This is a genomic window from Halanaerobium sp. MA284_MarDTE_T2 (assembly GCF_003337245.1).
Taxonomy (GTDB): Bacteria; Bacillota; Halanaerobiia; order Halanaerobiales; family Halanaerobiaceae; genus QPJE01.
Genome location: NZ_QPJE01000005.1, coordinates 49,400 through 66,525 on the forward strand (window position 1 = coordinate 49,400; position 17,126 = coordinate 66,525).

General features: G+C 32.5%; 16 protein-coding genes. 12 read left to right on the forward strand and 4 right to left on the reverse strand.

Features of this window, described 5'->3' with window-relative positions; genetic code table 11:
* The 3 genes from DFR78_RS03775 (at position 1) to DFR78_RS03790 (ending at position 2,275) form a co-directional block, all read left to right on the forward strand.
* Positions 1-981, forward strand: a complete 981-nt coding sequence (locus DFR78_RS03775) for an ABC transporter ATP-binding protein (protein ID WP_114457515.1) — start codon at positions 1-3, stop codon at positions 979-981.
* A 33-nt stretch (positions 982-1,014) separates the two neighbouring features.
* Positions 1,015-1,422, forward strand: a complete 408-nt coding sequence (locus DFR78_RS03780) for an Rrf2 family transcriptional regulator (RefSeq protein ID WP_089655698.1) — start codon at positions 1,015-1,017, stop codon at positions 1,420-1,422.
* Between the two features lie 508 nt (positions 1,423-1,930).
* Entirely contained in the window at positions 1,931-2,275 is a 345-nt protein-coding gene (locus DFR78_RS03790; RefSeq protein WP_114457517.1) for a DsrE family protein, read from the forward strand.
* 118 nt (positions 2,276-2,393) lie between these two features.
* On the opposite strand, the gene DFR78_RS03795 is transcribed toward DFR78_RS03790, so the two are convergent.
* Positions 2,394-4,328, reverse strand: coding sequence for an SLC13 family permease (locus DFR78_RS03795; protein WP_233486966.1), 1,935 nt, complete (start codon positions 4,326-4,328; stop codon positions 2,394-2,396).
* A 260-nt stretch (positions 4,329-4,588) separates the two neighbouring features.
* Between DFR78_RS03795 and DFR78_RS03800 the strand changes: the two genes are divergently transcribed.
* The 3 genes from DFR78_RS03800 (at position 4,589) to DFR78_RS12125 (ending at position 6,093) form a co-directional block, all read left to right on the forward strand.
* Positions 4,589-5,305, forward strand: coding sequence for a LexA family transcriptional regulator (locus DFR78_RS03800; protein WP_114457519.1), 717 nt, complete (start codon positions 4,589-4,591; stop codon positions 5,303-5,305).
* Positions 5,306-5,457: 152 nt separating this feature from the next.
* A complete protein-coding gene (locus tag DFR78_RS03805) occupies positions 5,458-5,745 on the forward strand; it encodes a nucleotidyltransferase family protein (RefSeq protein ID WP_233486967.1) in 288 nt (95 codons plus the stop codon).
* Positions 5,746-5,874: 129 nt separating this feature from the next.
* On the forward strand, positions 5,875-6,093 hold the full coding sequence (locus tag DFR78_RS12125; protein ID WP_233486968.1) for a DUF86 domain-containing protein: 219 nt from the start codon (positions 5,875-5,877) through the stop codon (positions 6,091-6,093).
* Between the two features lie 540 nt (positions 6,094-6,633).
* Here DFR78_RS12125 and DFR78_RS03820 read toward each other — a convergent pair.
* The 3 genes from DFR78_RS03820 to DFR78_RS03830 all read right to left on the reverse strand — a co-directional run bounded on the left by DFR78_RS03820 (position 6,634) and on the right by DFR78_RS03830 (position 9,083).
* Positions 6,634-7,401, reverse strand: coding sequence for an undecaprenyl-diphosphate phosphatase (locus DFR78_RS03820; RefSeq protein ID WP_073158304.1), 768 nt, complete (start codon positions 7,399-7,401; stop codon positions 6,634-6,636).
* 87 nt (positions 7,402-7,488) lie between these two features.
* Positions 7,489-8,265 carry a DUF1670 domain-containing protein gene (locus DFR78_RS03825; RefSeq protein WP_114457521.1) on the reverse strand — a complete coding sequence of 259 codons (777 nt, stop codon included), beginning with the start codon at positions 8,263-8,265 and terminating at the stop codon, positions 7,489-7,491.
* Entirely contained in the window at positions 8,262-9,083 is an 822-nt protein-coding gene (locus DFR78_RS03830; RefSeq protein WP_114457522.1) for a DUF1670 domain-containing protein, read from the reverse strand. Before DFR78_RS03830 ends, DFR78_RS03825 begins: the two co-directional genes overlap by 4 nt.
* A 296-nt stretch (positions 9,084-9,379) precedes the next feature.
* Between DFR78_RS03830 and DFR78_RS03835 the strand changes: the two genes are divergently transcribed.
* From DFR78_RS03835 to DFR78_RS03860, 6 genes are all read left to right on the forward strand, one after another.
* Positions 9,380-10,510, forward strand: a complete 1,131-nt coding sequence (locus DFR78_RS03835) for a M23 family metallopeptidase (protein ID WP_114457523.1) — start codon at positions 9,380-9,382, stop codon at positions 10,508-10,510.
* A 148-nt stretch (positions 10,511-10,658) separates the two neighbouring features.
* The gene (locus DFR78_RS03840; RefSeq protein ID WP_114457524.1) at positions 10,659-12,899 is read left to right on the forward strand and encodes a heavy metal translocating P-type ATPase; all 2,241 of its coding nucleotides are present in this window, start codon (positions 10,659-10,661) and stop codon (positions 12,897-12,899) included.
* Between the two features lie 107 nt (positions 12,900-13,006).
* Positions 13,007-13,627, forward strand: a complete 621-nt coding sequence (locus DFR78_RS03845) for a class I SAM-dependent methyltransferase (RefSeq protein WP_114457525.1) — start codon at positions 13,007-13,009, stop codon at positions 13,625-13,627.
* Positions 13,628-13,739: 112 nt separating this feature from the next.
* Complete coding sequence (locus tag DFR78_RS03850) at positions 13,740-14,108, forward strand: helix-turn-helix transcriptional regulator (RefSeq protein WP_089655555.1); 369 nt, start codon at positions 13,740-13,742, stop codon at positions 14,106-14,108.
* A 747-nt stretch (positions 14,109-14,855) separates the two neighbouring features.
* Positions 14,856-16,244: an AAA family ATPase gene (locus DFR78_RS03855; RefSeq protein ID WP_114457526.1), complete on the forward strand. Its 1,389-nt coding sequence runs from the start codon at positions 14,856-14,858 to the stop codon at positions 16,242-16,244.
* Positions 16,231-16,914, forward strand: a complete 684-nt coding sequence (locus DFR78_RS03860; RefSeq protein WP_114457527.1) for a hypothetical protein — start codon at positions 16,231-16,233, stop codon at positions 16,912-16,914. The genes DFR78_RS03855 and DFR78_RS03860 overlap by 14 nt, the downstream gene beginning before the upstream one ends.
* Positions 16,915-17,126: the final 212 nt, after the last annotated feature.

Below are 17,126 nucleotides of genomic sequence, written 5' to 3' on the forward strand. Positions count from 1 at the left end.
ATGGCTTTAGTTGAGGTTAAAAATTTAAAAAAATATTTTGTCAATAATGACGGCCTGCTTTACAAACTGGCCAATAAAGGTCCAATTAAGGTTAAGGCAGTTGATGATGTAAGTTTTAAGATAGAGAAGGAGGATACCCTGGCTGTAGTCGGGGAAAGCGGCTGTGGTAAGACAACAGTGGCTCGTTCTGTTTTGCGATTGATTGAACCGACAGCTGGAGAAATTTTGTATAAAGGCAGGTCAATAAATAATTTTAATAAACAGGAGCTGAAAGCCTTTAGAGAAGATGCCCAGATGATTCTGCAGGATCCCCGCTCTTCTTTAAATCCTCGCTTTATTGTAGAAGAGATAGTTTCCGAACCTCTATACATCCATGACCAGATTAAGGATGATTTAAATCTGCTGGATCGAGTCTGGGAACTGCTGGATCTAGTGGGACTTTCTAAAAGGTATTCTGAGCTTTTCCCCCACGAATTAAGTGGTGGTCAGGCCCGAAGAGTTGGAATTGCCAGAGCTCTTGCTCTGCAGCCTGAATTTATAGTCTGTGATGAACCAACTTCCGGTCTTGATATTTCGATAATGTCGGCAGTTTTGAATTTAATGAAAAAGCTGCAGCAGGAATATCAGCTGACCTATCTCTGGATTTCTCATAATTTACATGAGGTAAGATATATCAGCAATAAGGTGGCAGTAATGTACCTGGGTAAAATAGTTGAAATCACAGATACTGATACTATTTTCAACAATTCTGTTCATCCTTATACAGAAGCATTATTTTCTTCATTAAGAGGAATAAATGATAACTGGAATTATCAGGAGCATGAAATTATAGAAGGAGAAGTTCCGAGCCCAATTAATCCACCAGCCGGCTGCAGTTTTCATCCCCGCTGTAAATATAGTTTTGATAAATGTAAAAAGGTAGAACCGGAACTAAAAGAGGTAGAGATAGGTCATTTAGCTGCCTGTCATTTATATAATTAGAATTAAAGTTAAAAAAGGAGATATTTTAAGTATATGAAAACTTCACGAAAAACGGATTATGCAGTCCATGCCTTAATGATCTTAGCCCGAAATAAAGGCCAGGAACTTTCAGTAAAAGAATTAGCAGATTTAGAAAATGTATCTTCATCTTATCTGGCAAAGGTAATGCAGAAATTATCAGCAGCTGGAATTGTAAGCTCTGCTGAGGGAAAAAGGGGGGGATATACTTTAGCTAATAATGCTGATAATATAAATTTGGCTCAAATAATGGAACTTTTTGAAGCTAAAGACAATGTATTTGAATGTGTTGATGATATTCACGGCTGTTCAATTAAAGATAGGTGTAAAATCCATCGTGTATTTGGAAGGGCCTATCAAAAAATGCTGGCTGAACTTGAACAGACAACCATTAAAGATATTATTGATCCTGAAATCAAATAAAAGAAAGGGATTGATCTGATGAATAAGCTAACAGGGGTTTCCCCAAAATTTATTTTCAAGCTGCAAAAAGGGGGCTTTAGTCATCAACGAAATTTTTAGATTTATCTAAAACTCAATTCGGGTGTGAAATAGGGCACACTAATCAATGAGTCCTCCTGACTCATGATTAGCTCACTCCATCCTGCAGTTCAACCCTATTTCTTCCTTCATTTCGTTAAGATTCATTGACTAAAAATTTCAATATTCCTGCATCTCCCCTTTTTGCAGCAGTATATAAAAAATGGGGAAAGTCCAGATAAGCTAAAGATTGAAATTTGTAGCAAAATCTGGTATCATTACTGTAATCTCCAGTTAAACACCTATCAACAGGCACTGCCTGCAGCCTATATTATAAATCAGGAAAGGGAAATAGAATTTGTCGATCTGAATTTAGATTATACTGTTCGCACAGAACCCCAGACAATAATTAATAATTTGTAAATTAAACAAAAAAGAGGAGTTGAATAAAATGGCAGATGAAAATAGTTTAGTTGTTTTATGGACAAGTGGAGATAAAGAAGTAGCTAAAAAAATGGTTTTTATGTACACGCTTAATGCTAAAACAAGAGGATGGTGGCAGGATATTAAATTTATAGTTTGGGGACCATCCTCAAAACTGTTAAGTGAGGATCAGGAACTGCAGGAGCAGATTAAAGAATTTATCGAAGAAGGAATTGAAGTTGAAGCCTGTCAGGCATGTGCTGATCAGTATGGTGTTGCCGATGATTTAGCAGAACTGGGTATTGATGTTAAATATATGGGAGAACCTTTAACTGATTATCTAAAAAGTAATAGTAAGGTTATAACATTTTAAATATCTAATGATTATTCCTATATCCCCCTTTTTTTGTAATATAATTTAAAAAATGGTAAAGATCTTTATTATTTAAGACAAAAATCCAGCCAGCTAAACAAACTATCTCTTATATGTTTTATAATCCCCAAAATATTGAAATAGCAATTGGTACTATAACAGCCATTATTATTTCTAAAGGTGCTCCTACTAACACATAATCCCTAAATTTATAACCTCCTGGTCCATAAACCATTAGATTTGTTTGGTAACCTATCGGAGTCGCAAATGAAGCACTAGCAGCAAATGTTACTGCTAAAATGAAAGCAAAAGGATTTGCTCCAATTTGGTCTGCAGCATTAACTGCTACCGGAATCATAAGTACTACAGTAGCATTATTACTTATTATATCAGTGAGTAATGTAGTCATATAATAGAATATCCCCAGAACAATAATATCCGGTAAAAATCCGGCAATATTTAGAATCTGATTAGCTATAAATTTAGCAGTTCCAGTTTGCTCAATTGCAACTCCTAGTGGTATTAAACCCGCTAAAAGAAAAATAACTTCCCAATTAATTGAATCATATATTTCCTGTGGATTTATTAATTTTAAGATAACCATTGCTGCAACACCTGCTAAAGTAGCAATCGGAATCGGCAATATTTTAAGTGATGCCAAAATAATTATCGAAAAAGCAATTCCTACTGATAAAATAATATCTGAAGGCTTATAATCAATAGTTTCTGTTTCATCTCTTTCTCTTATTATAAAATTTTGATTTTCTTTTAACCTTTCTATAGTATTTTCAGCAGCCAGTAATAGAAGAACATCCCCTTCCCTCAAACGAAAATTTTTAATATCAGTGTGGGCAATTTTTTCTCCATGTCTAATTGCAAGTAAACTTGCATCATAACGATTAAGGAAATTAACATTATTTATAGTCCTGCCTTTCAAAAACGAGTTATCAGGAATAACTAATTCAATTACTTTTTGGCCGGTTATCTTGTTTTCTAATTGTGCCTGAGAAATTTTAATTTCTGGTAGAATAATTACCCCATTAATCTTTGCAAATTCTAAAACAGTTTCATAATCTGCTCTAATAACCAAATGATCATTTGGCCTAATTGTTTTTAATTCTAGAGGTTCCATATATTTTTCATTATTGCGATTTAATTGTATAATATCTAAATTCTTACCCTTATTTGACAATAATTCTCCTATATCCTGTCCAATTAAAGGAGAATTTTCAGCTATTTTTATTTCAGTTAAATATTTTTCTATCTCATATTCTTCTATATAATCTTTTAGATCATGTCTAATTCTTTCGGGTATTAAGCGGTGTCCAATTGTTATTAAATATAAAATTCCCACCACAAATACTACTATCCCTAATTTTGTGAATTCAAACATGGAAAAAGGATGGTTTATCAAGCGAGCAGATACCTGACTTCCTAAAAGATTAGTGGATGTCCCTAATAAAGTTAATGTACCACCCAGCATAGCAGCATAAGAAAGTGGAATTAACAATTTAGAGGGAGATACTTTTGTTTTTCTAGCTAAATCAGTCACCATAGGTATAAAAGTAGCAACTGTAGGAGTGTTATTAATAAAACCAGCAATAATACCTGTCAGTCCACTTATTGCAATCACTTGTTTTTTCTCATTATCACCAGTATATTTAATAATTTTATTTCCTAGAAATTGCATTGCTCCACTATTTTGAATTCCCCTACTAATTACAAACATTGCCATAACTGTAATTGTCGCTGAATTACTAAATCCTGATAAAGCATCCTCAACTGAGACCTTCGTCCAGAAATTGAATATAATTAAAACAACTGGGATACATAAAGATATAACACCTATTGGAAGAGGTTCCCATATAAACAGAACTAAAAGCAGAAATATTAATACAATAATAATAAGTATTTCTTGATTAAAAGTTGGTGCGTTTTTAATATTTATATTACTTTGGTTTTTTTGTGCCTGTGCACAATATGGTTGAGAAAAAACAAATAATAGAATAAGCAAAATGAATACTGCAGTTAAATAATTATTTTTTATCAACATATTCATCTCCTCCTATTAAATTCAATATTGTATTGTTACTGAAAAATCAAGTAAATTTCAATATTACTAAATCGCCTTTTTTGCAGCATAAATTGAAAATTAGGGAAACTTCTTATCTGATATGTTTATTGAGTATATAATAGCATATACAATATAATAGCATATATAGAAGCTTAAGTAAAGTCTAAATTACAAAATATATTAAATAATGTTTTGAACTTAATACAAAATTGAATTATAATGAATGTGAGGTGAGAGAAATGTATGTGTATAATAAGGATAAACTAATTAACTTAATCAAAAAAGCAAAGGGTGAGGATAAAACAGTTTCAAAATTTGCAAAAGAAATGGGGGTAAGCAGACCATACCTTAATAATTTACTTAATAAAAAGCAAAAAAATCCACCAAATCCAGACATACTGCAGAAAGTAGCTGAAAATAATAATCAAGTCCGCTATGTAGAATTAATGGTGGCTGCAGGATATCTTGATGAAAAGTATATTTTAGGTGATAAGAATGATAAGAAAGTAAGGTCTATTAATAAAATGCTTTCTGAGTATATAGAGAAAGTAGAAGATATAAATCCTAGAGAAGTGGTTCCCAGTTACAATTATGATAATGAATCTTTTTGGGATGATAAGAAAGAATGTGTTGCGGAAGACTACTTTATTTTTCCAGAAAGTTATGTTACAGATTCATCTTATGCTTTAAAGATAACAAACAATAATTTCAAGTATTGGAGGATTATTAAAGGTGATTACATTTTAATAAGACCAGCAAATAATGAGCCTGCAAATGGGTCTACAATACTAGTGATAATTAGAAAAGGTGGTGATTACAACAGAACAATAAAAAGATACTATATTATTAATGATAGCAAGGTAAGATTAGAACCAGATATTGAGAACTATGGAGAAATAGATAAATCAGAAGTTAAAATTATAGGATTTGTAGATTACATGGGTAGACAATATTAATACTGCCCAGAAGAAAGATGTGATTTTACAAATTAATTCATAAAAGAGCAGTATAGCGGCCGAGATAGAGATTTTTTATAGGGTTATTCAACTCCGTAATTGATATAATGATATCAATAGTTAATAACGCTACCGAAAGAAGGAGTGAAATTATGGATAAAAAAGCCCTCAAGGAAAAAATTAGGGATTTAAAACCTATTTTAGAGAAAAAATACAAAGTAAAACGTATTGGTCTTTTTGGTTCATTTGCAAGAGATGAAGCAAATGAGGATAGTGACATAGATATTTTAGTAGAGTTTTCTGGAAATATAGGATGGGAATTTATAGATTTAAAACAATTTTTAGAAGAAAATTTAGAGCGAGAAGTTGATTTGGTAACTATAGAAGCTTTAAAACCAGAATTAAAAGAAGACATATTAAGAGATGTGATATACCAATGAGGAGAGATCTTTTGTTTCTAAAGGATAGAATTAATGCAATGAATAAAATATTTAATTATAATATTTAATTATACAGAGAAAATGACAAAAGAAGACTTTTAAAAAGATGAGCGAACTATTGATGCAGTTTTGAGAAATATTGAAATTATAGGTGAAGCAGCTAATAAATTATCTAAAAAAATATATGAAGAAAATGAAAATGTTTCCTGGGGAAGAATGATTGGTTTAAGAAATATAGTAATTCATGAAAATTTTGGAGTAGATTTAAATATTATTTGGCAGGTTATCACAGTCAACTTACCAGAAACTAAACCTAAAATAGAAGAAATATTAAAGGAAATATCTTAACTTTCATGAAATATAATTGATAATAAAATTGAGTCTTGAAATTTTACTGTTTTTTATCAAGAAATAATATATGGTGCCCCCGGTAGGAGTCGAACCTACGCTCAAGGCTTCGGAGAGTTTTGTCGAAGTTCCTTATATTAGCATCTTTTCTTATAATCCCTGTCATAACAACAATCTATTGATGGAAATATCCCATATAGTTGTAAATAACTGTATATTTTACTGCGGTATTTAACGGTGGCTGAGGCTCACTGCGGTGAAATCACGGTGGAAAATCGAATAAAATTTGCATCTCAATTGGAGATGATTTACCCTCAGAGAAGCTTCATTTTTTCGATTAATGATGGAGCTTTTCTGGGGGTTTTGTTAATAATATCTGTTATTGGACAATTATCACTGTCTTTTGCTTTAATACAATCAAAGACAAATGGAAGAAATATTAAGTCCACAATGCAGAACAAAGGGGAAAAAGTTAGTGTAGTAACAATAAAAACTGATTGAAAAAGAAGTTGAAAGGAATAACTCTTGTCAAATCTGATATTATAAAGAAAATATTAATATTAATCCAAGTGGAATACAATAATAGGCAAAATAATGAAGTTTTTGTTCCTTTATCATTTTTAAGAAAAAGTTAATAGCAAGATAACCTGTGATCATTGATGATATAGTAGCTAAAAATAGATAGAAATAATTTAGGTCAGTTGTACCATTTAAAGTTAATTCTTTTAGTTTGAGAAGAGTTGCTCCTCCTATGACAGGTATAGAAAGAATAAACGAAAATTTGGTAGCAAGTTCTCTGTTTAAATTTTTATATAAGCCGGCAGCTATAGTAGATCCAGAGCGAGATAAACCGGGGAAAATTGCAAGTGCCTGAGCTAGTCCTATAAAAATCGAATCTAAAATCGACATATCTTTTATCTGCCGTTTATTGATTGTTATTTTATTAGTTAGCCAGAGTATTATACCGGTAATTATTAAAAAAAACCCGACAACAGTTAAAGAAGAATTCATTTTTTCAAAAAAATCTTCAAAAAATATCCCTACAACTGCAGCAGGGATTGAGCCGATTATGATATATAGATTAAAAGTCTTATATTCATCCTTAAAATAAATCATATTTAGTATATCCTGGTAATACACAAAAAATATTGCCAGTAAAGTTCCAAAATGCAAAAAGATGTCAATTGTCAGTCCAGCTTTAATATCTAAAAAATATTTAAAAAGCACAATATGCCCTGAACTGCTGATTGGTAAGAACTCAGTTATTCCCTGGATTACGCCTAAAACTAAGTACTTGATAATTTCCATAAATAACCTCCAATATATTTTTATTAAATTACATTTAGGACATTTGTCCGGTCCTATTCTTTCTAATTCTTAGTATTTCAAATTAATCTATTTTTTATCATTATCAGAATCAAAATATTCAGGATGGTATTTTTCTATTAGCTTCCTGTATTGTTTGATAACAGAAGCTCCTCGGCCTGTCATATGTTTGATCTGGATTGTGCTTATACCGCGTCTAATCAGGAATTTAACGCGCTCATAGTCCTTGATATATCTATCAACAGCATTTAATGAATGATCTGTTTTTCTGGCTATATCAGGTGGCTGAACTTTTTGCTCATAAAGCTCAATTATTGCTTTTTTATGAGTAGTTCCACGACCCATATCCAGTATATAACCTTTAAGAGGTAACACATCATCATGAGTATCATGATATTCGCCAATACGCTTTGAAATGGTTACTGTAGAACGATTCATTATTGCTGCCAGTTCCTCAACAGTTAGCATAGCACCCTGCTTTTTAGCAGCTTTGGTTAGCCTGGCAATACGGATCATATCATGTTCTGTTTTGGATACATTATTTCTTTTTAGTTCTATATCTTTCTCAGTAACATAGGGAAGTTCAATGACTTCCTGTTTGTATTCTTCACGCTTTTGACCCAGTTTTGGCTTGTTATTCTGCTCGGAAGTAGCAATCCAGCTTAGACTGCCAAACTGATTGGTCTTTTTGCGGGGATGATATTTATACTCTAATTCAACAATATCTTCAGCTATTAGTTCTAGTATTTTATGACTGCCAAGTAGTTTGTATTCACTCTCTAAAAGCTCGATGATAGCCTGCCTGAATGTCTTTTTATCCAGGTTAGCAAAAGGGTCCTGTCTCATTTGATGACCCCCTTTTTTGCCTCAGTTTTTACTGAAGCTTTTTCTTCGGCTATGTTAACTATGTCAGCAATACGCTCTTTATACTCAGAGCTGTTGTATTTAAAATACAGTTCGGTATATTCTTTAACTAATCTTTCTGAGATACCAACTATATGAGCTGTTTCTTTGATTGAAAGCTTATTCTTTATTGACAGCAATACACGACCAAAATCATTGATATATCGCTTAATTGCTCCAGGAGAATGTCTGGTTTTCCTCTGTATTTCAGAGTAGGTATTATATTCAAGATACAGTTTGATTATCTTAGTTTTATGAGATACTCCAGGTCCTATATCCTGATATGTACCTCGGGTTTGAACATTAAACCCCTGAGCTTTAAGCTTTTTGATATCCCGTCTGATAGTTCTTGTGGAAACCTGTAGAATATCAGCCAGATCTTCCTGGGTTAGAAGACCACCCTGATCGAGTGATTCTTCTGTCATTCTCAGTACTTTAACTTTTCTTAGGGCAGATTTATTTTCTATTCTAAAGAGTGTTTTATCCTCTTTAGTTATTGATTTAGTCAGGGTTACCTGAACCTTTGGTAAATCTTCTAGAACTGGACCGTGTTTTGCTTTCTTAGAGATTACAGTCTTAACTATTTTATCTTTACTTTCATGATATGATGGATCATAATGTTTTAGTTGGTAGACTTCATTAGCAGCTTCTACAATTGCTTTTGCTTCACGTGGTGAATATTCAAATAGTTCTTTAAGAATATATTCAAATTGACTATCTAAAGTTTTAACTTTTACACGATCAAGTTCAGTTTTAGGCATTGGTTGTCCCCCCTTAACTATATATTATATCAAATTCTTTTGTTAGTCGAACTTGATTAGGGGCGGACAAATGTCCTTATTTATTATAGCATATAGTTTTCATTTTAACAAATTGAGTTTTTACTCCTGTTTCAATAATTTAATTAAGTCCGGTGAATAGTAGGGTGAAAGATTTTTTTGACGCTAGGGAAGAAATATAGTATAATATATTTGAACATCTACTCATACATTAAAAGTTTATTCTATTCTTTACTATTTTTATACAATACTAATGAAAACAGGGAGCAATCTGAAATATGAAAAAAAGATTTATAGCTATTCTTTTATTAATTGCATTTACAATAATTTACAAAAACTTTGTTCTGGGAGAGCAGCATTTGGAAAGCACAAGAGTTCCCAGAGGATCTATTTCTGTAAAAAAAGAACTTGATCTTAAGCAAAACTCAAAAGAAAATTCAGATTTTAGTTTGATTATAACGGAAAAGCGAAAAAATGTACTGGAGAGAAAGACCGATTTTGTTAAAATCAAAGAAGAATTTAACCTCTCAGAGAATTCAGAACTTAATTTTGCAGAAAATCAGTTAGAATTTAATAATAAGTTAGAATACATAGAAAAATTATATAAAGATAAAGACACAAAGTATAATATTGAAAGCTCCAGTCAGGGTTTTACTGAAGAATTAGTTAAAGAAAATAGTCGAAAGCCGGGCAGTAGAATTGGTTTAATTAATCAAATAAAAAAGCACAGAGTAGAAAACGGTGAAACTCTTTGGGATATTGCTCAAAAGCACAATGTGGATTTAGATACTTTAATTGGGGCAAACGATATTAATAATATTAATAAAATAAAACCCGGTCAAACGATAAAGGTTCTTCCAGTAAAAGGGATCTTATATAAAATAAGTCCGGGGGAGAATCTTTCATCTATTACTGATAAGTTTAATATAAGTTTAAACAAAATTATTGCCAGTAATTTAATTAATAATCCAAATAGGGTTCAACCTGGTGATACATTAATCTTACCTGGAGCAAAACCTGAATTTGGTTATCGTGATCGCCTTGAAAAAGTATTTACTAAACCAGTATATGCAAGAATCTCGTCTTATTTTGGTAGGAGATGGGGTAGAATGCATGAAGGTATTGATTATGCAGCTCCTTCAGGTTCGAAAGTGAAAGCATCAGGTGAAGGTAGAGTTGTATATAGTGGTTGGGCTAGAGGTTATGGTAAAACTATTATTATTGAACACCAAAAAGGAATGAGAACACTTTATGCACACAATTCTAAGTTGATAGTCAATACTGGAGATAGAGTTTCAAAAGGTGATTTAATAGCAAAATCCGGTAATACCGGTAATACAACAGGACCAAATGTGCATTTTGAGGTTCAGGTTAATGGAAGACCAGTTGATCCTTTATCATATATTTAAAAGATTTACCTAAGGGTAAATCTTTTTATTTAAACAATATATAAATAATTGCTCAATCATTGTTGACAAAAATCGAATTTAATTGTATACTATATATGAACAATTATTCAATTAATCATATATTAAATTATAACTAGGGAGGATTATTATGCCAGAAAAAGCAGAAAATAAGAAAAAGAAATTTGAACTAGAAGGTTTGACCTGTACTAATTGTGCAGGTAAGATTGAGAAAGAAGTTAATAATTTAGAGGATATAGAAAAGGTGAGTTTGAATTTTGCTACCAGCACGATTACTGTTGAAGGAGAGGGTGCTGATAATTCATTTGAAAATGAATTGCAAGAAATTGCAGATAGAATAGAACCTGGCTTAACTGTTAAGGAGTCTAGAAATAGACGAAAAAGAGCTAATCAAAAGTCTGATCACAACCAGGTCCATGAACATAATCACGAGGACGGTCGTGTAAATGATCACGAAGAGAGTCACGGACATGATCGCGATCATGGGGTTGACGATGAAAATTCTTATCTTAAAAAACGATTCTGGCCGGGAACAATAATTTTTGCTCTGGCAATAATTCTATTCGAACTACCATTTTTGGAAGTAGAATTGGGAAGTTTATCAATATATCTGGAATGGCTACTTTTTGGTTCCAGTTACCTGCTTATCGGTGGACCAGTATTAATGGCAGCTTTCAAAAATATAAAGCGAGGCCAGGTCTTTGATGAGAACTTCTTAATGAGTATAGCAACAATTGGAGCTTTTTCTATTCAGGAGTTTCCTGAAGGTGTAGCAGTAATGCTTTTCTACATGGTTGGTGAGATTTTCCAGGAAAGAGCAGTTGACCGTTCCAGACGCTCAATTAAAAAATTAATGGATATAAGACCTGATTATGCTAATTTAAAACTTGAAGATACAACAAAAGAGGTTGACCCTGAAGATGTTCAAATAGGTGATATAATAATTATAAAACCTGGTGAAAAAGTACCACTTGATGGAGAAGTGCTTGAAGGAAGTTCTATGGTGGATACTTCAGCACTTACCGGGGAATCTGTTCCGCGTAAAGTTGAAACTGGTGATGAAATTTTGAGTGGAACGATTAACAAAGATGGTTTATTAACAGTAGAAGTGACAAAAGAATATGGTCAGTCAACAGTATCTAAGATTTTGGAACTTGTGGAAAATGCCAGTGCAAAAAAAGCACCAACTGAGAAGTTTATTACTAAATTTGCCCGTTATTATACACCGGTTGTAGTCTATTCGGCTCTGGCTATTGCGGTCTTACCGCCACTATTTTTACAGGGAGCAGCCTTTGCAGAGTGGTTTTATCGAGCTCTTATCTTTTTAGTTATTTCCTGTCCCTGTGCACTTGTAGTATCCATTCCGTTAGGATTTTTTGGAGGAATAGGTCGAGCATCGCGACAGGGCGTTCTGGTTAAAGGTGGTAATTATCTGGAAGCACTGAACAATGTTAGTCAAATAGTATTTGATAAAACTGGAACTTTAACTAAAGGAGAATTTGCTGTTAGTAAGGTGGAATCATATAATGGCTTTAATAATGAGCAGATTTTAACTATGGCTGCTTATGCTGAAAGTCATTCCACCCACCCGATAGCAAAGTCCATTGTCGAAGCGTTTGACCAGAAAATTGATAATCAAAGAATAAAAGATTATCAGGAAATTTCTGGACACGGGATTAAAGCTGTGGTTGATGACAAAGAAATTCTGGCAGGTAATATCAAATTAATGAATAAAAATAACATTGAATATCAGGAAGTTGATGCAGATGGAACAATTGTTTATCTAGCGATTGAAAATAAATACGCAGGTTATATAACAATTACGGATGAATTAAAAGAGGATTCGATAAAGGCAATTAAGGGTTTAAAAGAATTAGGTATTAAACAGTTAACTATGTTAACTGGTGATCGGGAGGCAGTTGCCGGGAGAGTAGCCCAGCGGCTTGGCTTAGATAATTATTATTCTGAACTTCTACCGGATCAGAAGGTAGATGAAATTGAAGAATTACTTGGCAGACAGAAAGAAAATGATAAACTTATCTTTGTAGGAGATGGAATCAATGATGCACCTGTTCTGGCTCGCTCTGATATAGGTGTTGCTATGGGAGGACTTGGTTCAGATGCAGCTATTGAGGCAGCAGATGTTGTCTTAATGACAGATGAACCTTCAAAATTAATTACTGCTATTAATACTGCCCGGAGAACAAGAAAAATTGTCTGGCAGAACATTATTCTGGCCTTAGGTGTAAAAGGAATAGTACTTATAATGGGTGCTATGGGTATGGCAACCATGTGGGAAGCCGTCTTTGCTGATGTTGGTGTAGCATTAATTGCTGTCTTTAATGCTATGAGAATTAGCCGTAATGTTTAATTAAGCAAGTAAAAAATCCCTCTGAAGCTTAAAAATAATTTCATCAGAAAATATGTTCAGATAAAATCTTCAGGGGGAAATCATTTATAAGGCTGTGGGGGATTATAATGAAATATTATGATATCTTTTCTTATCTATATGATCTACTAGCACCTGACTGGTATTATCACAAGCCGCGAAAATTTGCTATTGAAAAACTGGATTTAAAAAAGAACAGTAATATAATAGTTTTACCCTGTGGAACTGGACAAAGTTTTAAATATCTTAAAAATCAGTTGAAAAGTAATGGTTTAATAATTGGTATTGATTATTCTGAAGGAATGTTGACAAAAGCCAGGAAAAAAATTAGAAAAAAAGGTTGGAATAATATAATAACTTTACATGAAGATGCTGCTAGATTTAATAAATCTGATATTGCATCTATTTCAGAAGAAGAATTAAATATTGATGCTATCTATCTCGAATTGGGTTTATCAGCTATGCCTGAATGGCAAAAAGTTATTGATAAAAGTCTTTCGCTTGTAAGGGATGGCGGGAAAATTGTTATTATGGATTGGTATATGGAAGAACCCAATTTATGGGGCCGTTTTATAGACTTAATTGGTAATGCTGATGTTACTAGACCAACCTGGGAGTATTTAAAAAGCAGAAAAGAAGTGAAAGATTTTAATTTAAATCACAGTTTTAAAAATGGCGGTGTCTTTGTTGCTTCAGGATATAAAGTTTAACCCCAATAATTGCTGCTGTATAATTTAGATTAAAGTAAATGCCTTCTATTAGAAATTAATCTATGTTAAAATAAATATAAGGTGCTAGTTTTGATTTGGGGGAGATGATTTAATGGCAAAAGACAAAAATTTTTGTGATATGTGTGAAGTGTTTGACCCGGATGAGCAGGTTGTAAATTTAATGAAAGACCGTAAACTTCAAGAAAATATTGTTTATCAGCTTTCAGAACTATTTAAGACCATAGGAGATCCAACACGGATAAATATTTTATATGCTTTAAAAGATAGGGAGTTATGTGTTTGTGATTTGTCTGAAATACTGGAAATGAGTTCTTCTGCAATATCTCATCAATTAAGAGTTCTTAGGAACAATAACCTAGTTAAATATCGAAAGGAAGGTAGGTCTGTTTATTACTCTCTGGATGATAATCATGTTTTATGTTTGTTTGGACAGGGTTTGAATCACGTTTTAGAGGATTAATATTTTTATCTTTAGATGTAGTTTATAAAAATTAAACTTACTGGATTTTTCAGAAACAATGCATTTTATTATTGAACTATAAATTTGGGTGCGATTATTCACCCTCAGAGAAACCTTCATTTTGTTCAGTTATTGATGGAGCGTTTCTGGGGGTTTTTGTATAATATTTTTTTCAGGAGTATCTAATAATTAGATATTATTTCGAGTTTTATGTAATATAATAAATTTAGGCTCAATTAGTAAGTTGTAATATCAGGGAGGTGCTGAAAATGAAAGATAAGAAAAAAGTAGCTAAGAAAAAACCTGAGAAGAAAGAAGAAAAAAAGGAAATAAAGAAGTAATTCCTTTAATAAGTCAAAACTAAACAATGTATATTTTTCCCTGTAGACTAATAGTTACAGGGTATTTTTTGTTGAACTATTTGATTGGTGAAGTTGATGAGTGTTAAAAACCTCCGCACATATCTATAAGTGCGGATAACTTTAACGGATTGAACAGTTTACATGTTTAGCTTAACTATAAATTATTATAATGTAAGGTGTAATCGAAATGAGTACACCTTGTTTAACATCGTAAAATTTAATATAGGTTTAGTCTGAACAACTATTAAGAGAATCAACTGATAGACTATTTTTTTGTCCATAATCTATAATTTTTATCTAATATGATATTTTTTATATCGATTTTTCTGAAAATGTTGCTTTTTATCACTAATAGTTGTATAATTTAATCAGTGGAGGTGATCAAATGAAGGAGAGAATGCTGCGTCTGCAGCAGGTACAATTGAATAATTTTAAGAATGTTAGGCAGGGGCTGATTGATTTTAACAGTTATAAAAGCGAAGACTTTTTTTCTAAAACATCAGATGTGCTGGGAATATACGGCCAGAATGGTTCTGGTAAAACTGCTTTTATTGAAGCTTTGTGGATACTGAAACTGGTCCTGCTTGGAGAATCTCTGCCTGGAGATATTAAAGATTATATATACCAGGGTGAGAAAGAAGCTGCTATTAATGCTGTTTTTTCTATGTCTTTGGGAGAAGATAAATATCAACTCTTTTATGAAATGGTAATTGAAAGAAGAGAGAATGCTGCTCCAGTTATTATCAAGGAAGATCTATCATATAAGAAACTTGAAGAAGATGGCTGGACATATAAGAGGGGGATAATAACTCACAACCTTGATGAGAAGGAGCAGTTGTTAAGTCCCCAGAAGAATTACAATTTGCTTACAAAGAACAATAAAGATGCTAAAGTGGATCTTAAAGTGGCTAAGGAGCTTGCGAAAAAGGATGAAACATCCTTTATTTTTTCTAGTGAGATGGATCATATTTATAAGGGTAATAAAGCCTTTAACGAATTTGCTGATATTATAATGGAGATTAAACAGTATGCTCGTATGAACCTGTTTGTGATCAGAAATTCTCGTTCAGGTATGATCAATGCAAATCTAATTATACCTTTCTGTTTTCAGCTTAGTGATTCAGAGAGAATAGAAGGTGGAGATCTGGCAATAGCTCTGTCTGAGCCGACAACAGTTCCTGAGCGGGTCCTCTCTATTGTCAAAAATGTTATCGAGAACTTAAACATTGTCTTAAAAGAGATAATTCCAGAGCTAACAATTAAAATTAAAGAGTATGGAGAAGAATTGGATGAGAACGGTGATCCAGTTATTAAAATAGAGCTGTTGGCAGAAAGAGGAGAGATTAAGATTCCTCTTAGATATGAATCAAATGGAATTAAAAAGATCATATCTATCTTGAGTGCAATGATTGCTATGTACAATAAGCCGGGAATTTGTCTAGCTGTTGATGAGCTTGATGCCGGTATATTTGAATATCTTTTAGGTGAAATTCTGGAAATCATACAGGATAGAGCAAAAGGACAGTTGGTCTTCACTTCTCATAATCTAAGACCTCTGGAGAAACTGAATAAAGAGTCACTGATTTTTACAACCACTAATCCCCAGAATCGATACATTAGATTTACCAATGTTAAGGAAACAAATAATTTAAGAAGCTTTTATTATCGTGGAATTAAGTTAGGTGGACAGGACGAGGAAGTTTATGAGAGAACAAATGAATACAAAATAGCCAGAGCTTTTAGGGCTGCTGGTAGAGTTGATGCTGATGACTAGAAAATTAATTCTATTCTTAGTAGAAGGTATAACGGAGGAAATATCTTTTGGTCTTATTTTTTCTGAGATATTTGAGGATAAAGAGATTGAATTTCAAATTGCTCGTGGAGATATAACTACCAGGAATGGAGTTGATTCTCGTAATGTGATAGAAGTAATAAATGAAGAAGTATTATCTTTTTTGGACAAAGAACATTATAATAAAGGGGATATTTTAGAAATTATTCATTTATTGGATACTGACGGAGCATATATCAGTGAAGATTTGATCGAAAAACATGATAGGGATAAGAATTACTATTATGTTGATAAGTTATGTACCAGACATCCTGAAAACACAAAGAAAAGAAATGATAAAAAAAGTAGCATCATGGATAGACTGAGTAGGCATTCTAAAATAAATGGTATTCCATATAACGCTTACTACTTATCCTGTAATTTAGAGCATGTACTTCACAATGATGCAAATGTTGATGATAATCAAAAAGTAGATAAAGCTGAAGAATTTAGTGATAGCTATTTTGAAAGGGAATTAGAGTTTTTAGATTTTATTAGAAAGGATAGTTTTGCTGTCGAAGGTGAATATGAAGAAACTTGGGAGTTTATTAAGCAGGGAAATAACTCCTTAAACAGATATAGCAATTTGTACCTTGTTTTTGAAAATATCTAGCATTTTTAATGGCTTATTTTTCTATTAGCAATCTCAAAAATTGAACAAAATTTCTAGCGGGACCACGTCTTAATTATGAATTTCAGATCGACGTTCGACGCCCCACCCCCTAGAGCATAACTGAATACTTAAAGACATTGAGCTGTCTGGACAGTCTCTTAACTGAGGCTGTTCAGGCAGCTCTTTTTTTATGTCTAAATTTAAGGAGGTGA

Excerpts from the sequence above, each read along its gene's own strand:
- DFR78_RS03790 (WP_114457517.1), top strand. The coding sequence starts at position 1,931 with ATGGCAGATGAAAATAGTTTAGTTGTTTTATGGACAAGTGGAGATAAA.
- DFR78_RS03825 (WP_114457521.1), bottom strand. The coding sequence starts at position 8,265 with ATGAGACAGGACCCTTTTGCTAACCTGGATAAAAAGACATTCAGGCAG.
- DFR78_RS03805 (WP_233486967.1), top strand. The coding sequence starts at position 5,458 with ATGGATAAAAAAGCCCTCAAGGAAAAAATTAGGGATTTAAAACCTATT.
- DFR78_RS03860 (WP_114457527.1), top strand. The coding sequence starts at position 16,231 with ATGCTGATGACTAGAAAATTAATTCTATTCTTAGTAGAAGGTATAACG.
- DFR78_RS03775 (WP_114457515.1), top strand. The coding sequence starts at position 1 with ATGGCTTTAGTTGAGGTTAAAAATTTAAAAAAATATTTTGTCAATAAT.
- DFR78_RS03835 (WP_114457523.1), top strand. The coding sequence starts at position 9,380 with ATGAAAAAAAGATTTATAGCTATTCTTTTATTAATTGCATTTACAATA.
- DFR78_RS03820 (WP_073158304.1), bottom strand. The coding sequence starts at position 7,401 with ATGGAAATTATCAAGTACTTAGTTTTAGGCGTAATCCAGGGAATAACT.
- DFR78_RS03800 (WP_114457519.1), top strand. The coding sequence starts at position 4,589 with ATGTATGTGTATAATAAGGATAAACTAATTAACTTAATCAAAAAAGCA.
- DFR78_RS03795 (WP_233486966.1), bottom strand. The coding sequence starts at position 4,328 with ATGTTGATAAAAAATAATTATTTAACTGCAGTATTCATTTTGCTTATT.
- DFR78_RS03850 (WP_089655555.1), top strand. The coding sequence starts at position 13,740 with ATGGCAAAAGACAAAAATTTTTGTGATATGTGTGAAGTGTTTGACCCG.
- DFR78_RS03780 (WP_089655698.1), top strand. The coding sequence starts at position 1,015 with ATGAAAACTTCACGAAAAACGGATTATGCAGTCCATGCCTTAATGATC.
- DFR78_RS03840 (WP_114457524.1), top strand. The coding sequence starts at position 10,659 with ATGCCAGAAAAAGCAGAAAATAAGAAAAAGAAATTTGAACTAGAAGGT.
- DFR78_RS03845 (WP_114457525.1), top strand. The coding sequence starts at position 13,007 with ATGAAATATTATGATATCTTTTCTTATCTATATGATCTACTAGCACCT.
- DFR78_RS03830 (WP_114457522.1), bottom strand. The coding sequence starts at position 9,083 with ATGCCTAAAACTGAACTTGATCGTGTAAAAGTTAAAACTTTAGATAGT.
- DFR78_RS03855 (WP_114457526.1), top strand. The coding sequence starts at position 14,856 with ATGAAGGAGAGAATGCTGCGTCTGCAGCAGGTACAATTGAATAATTTT.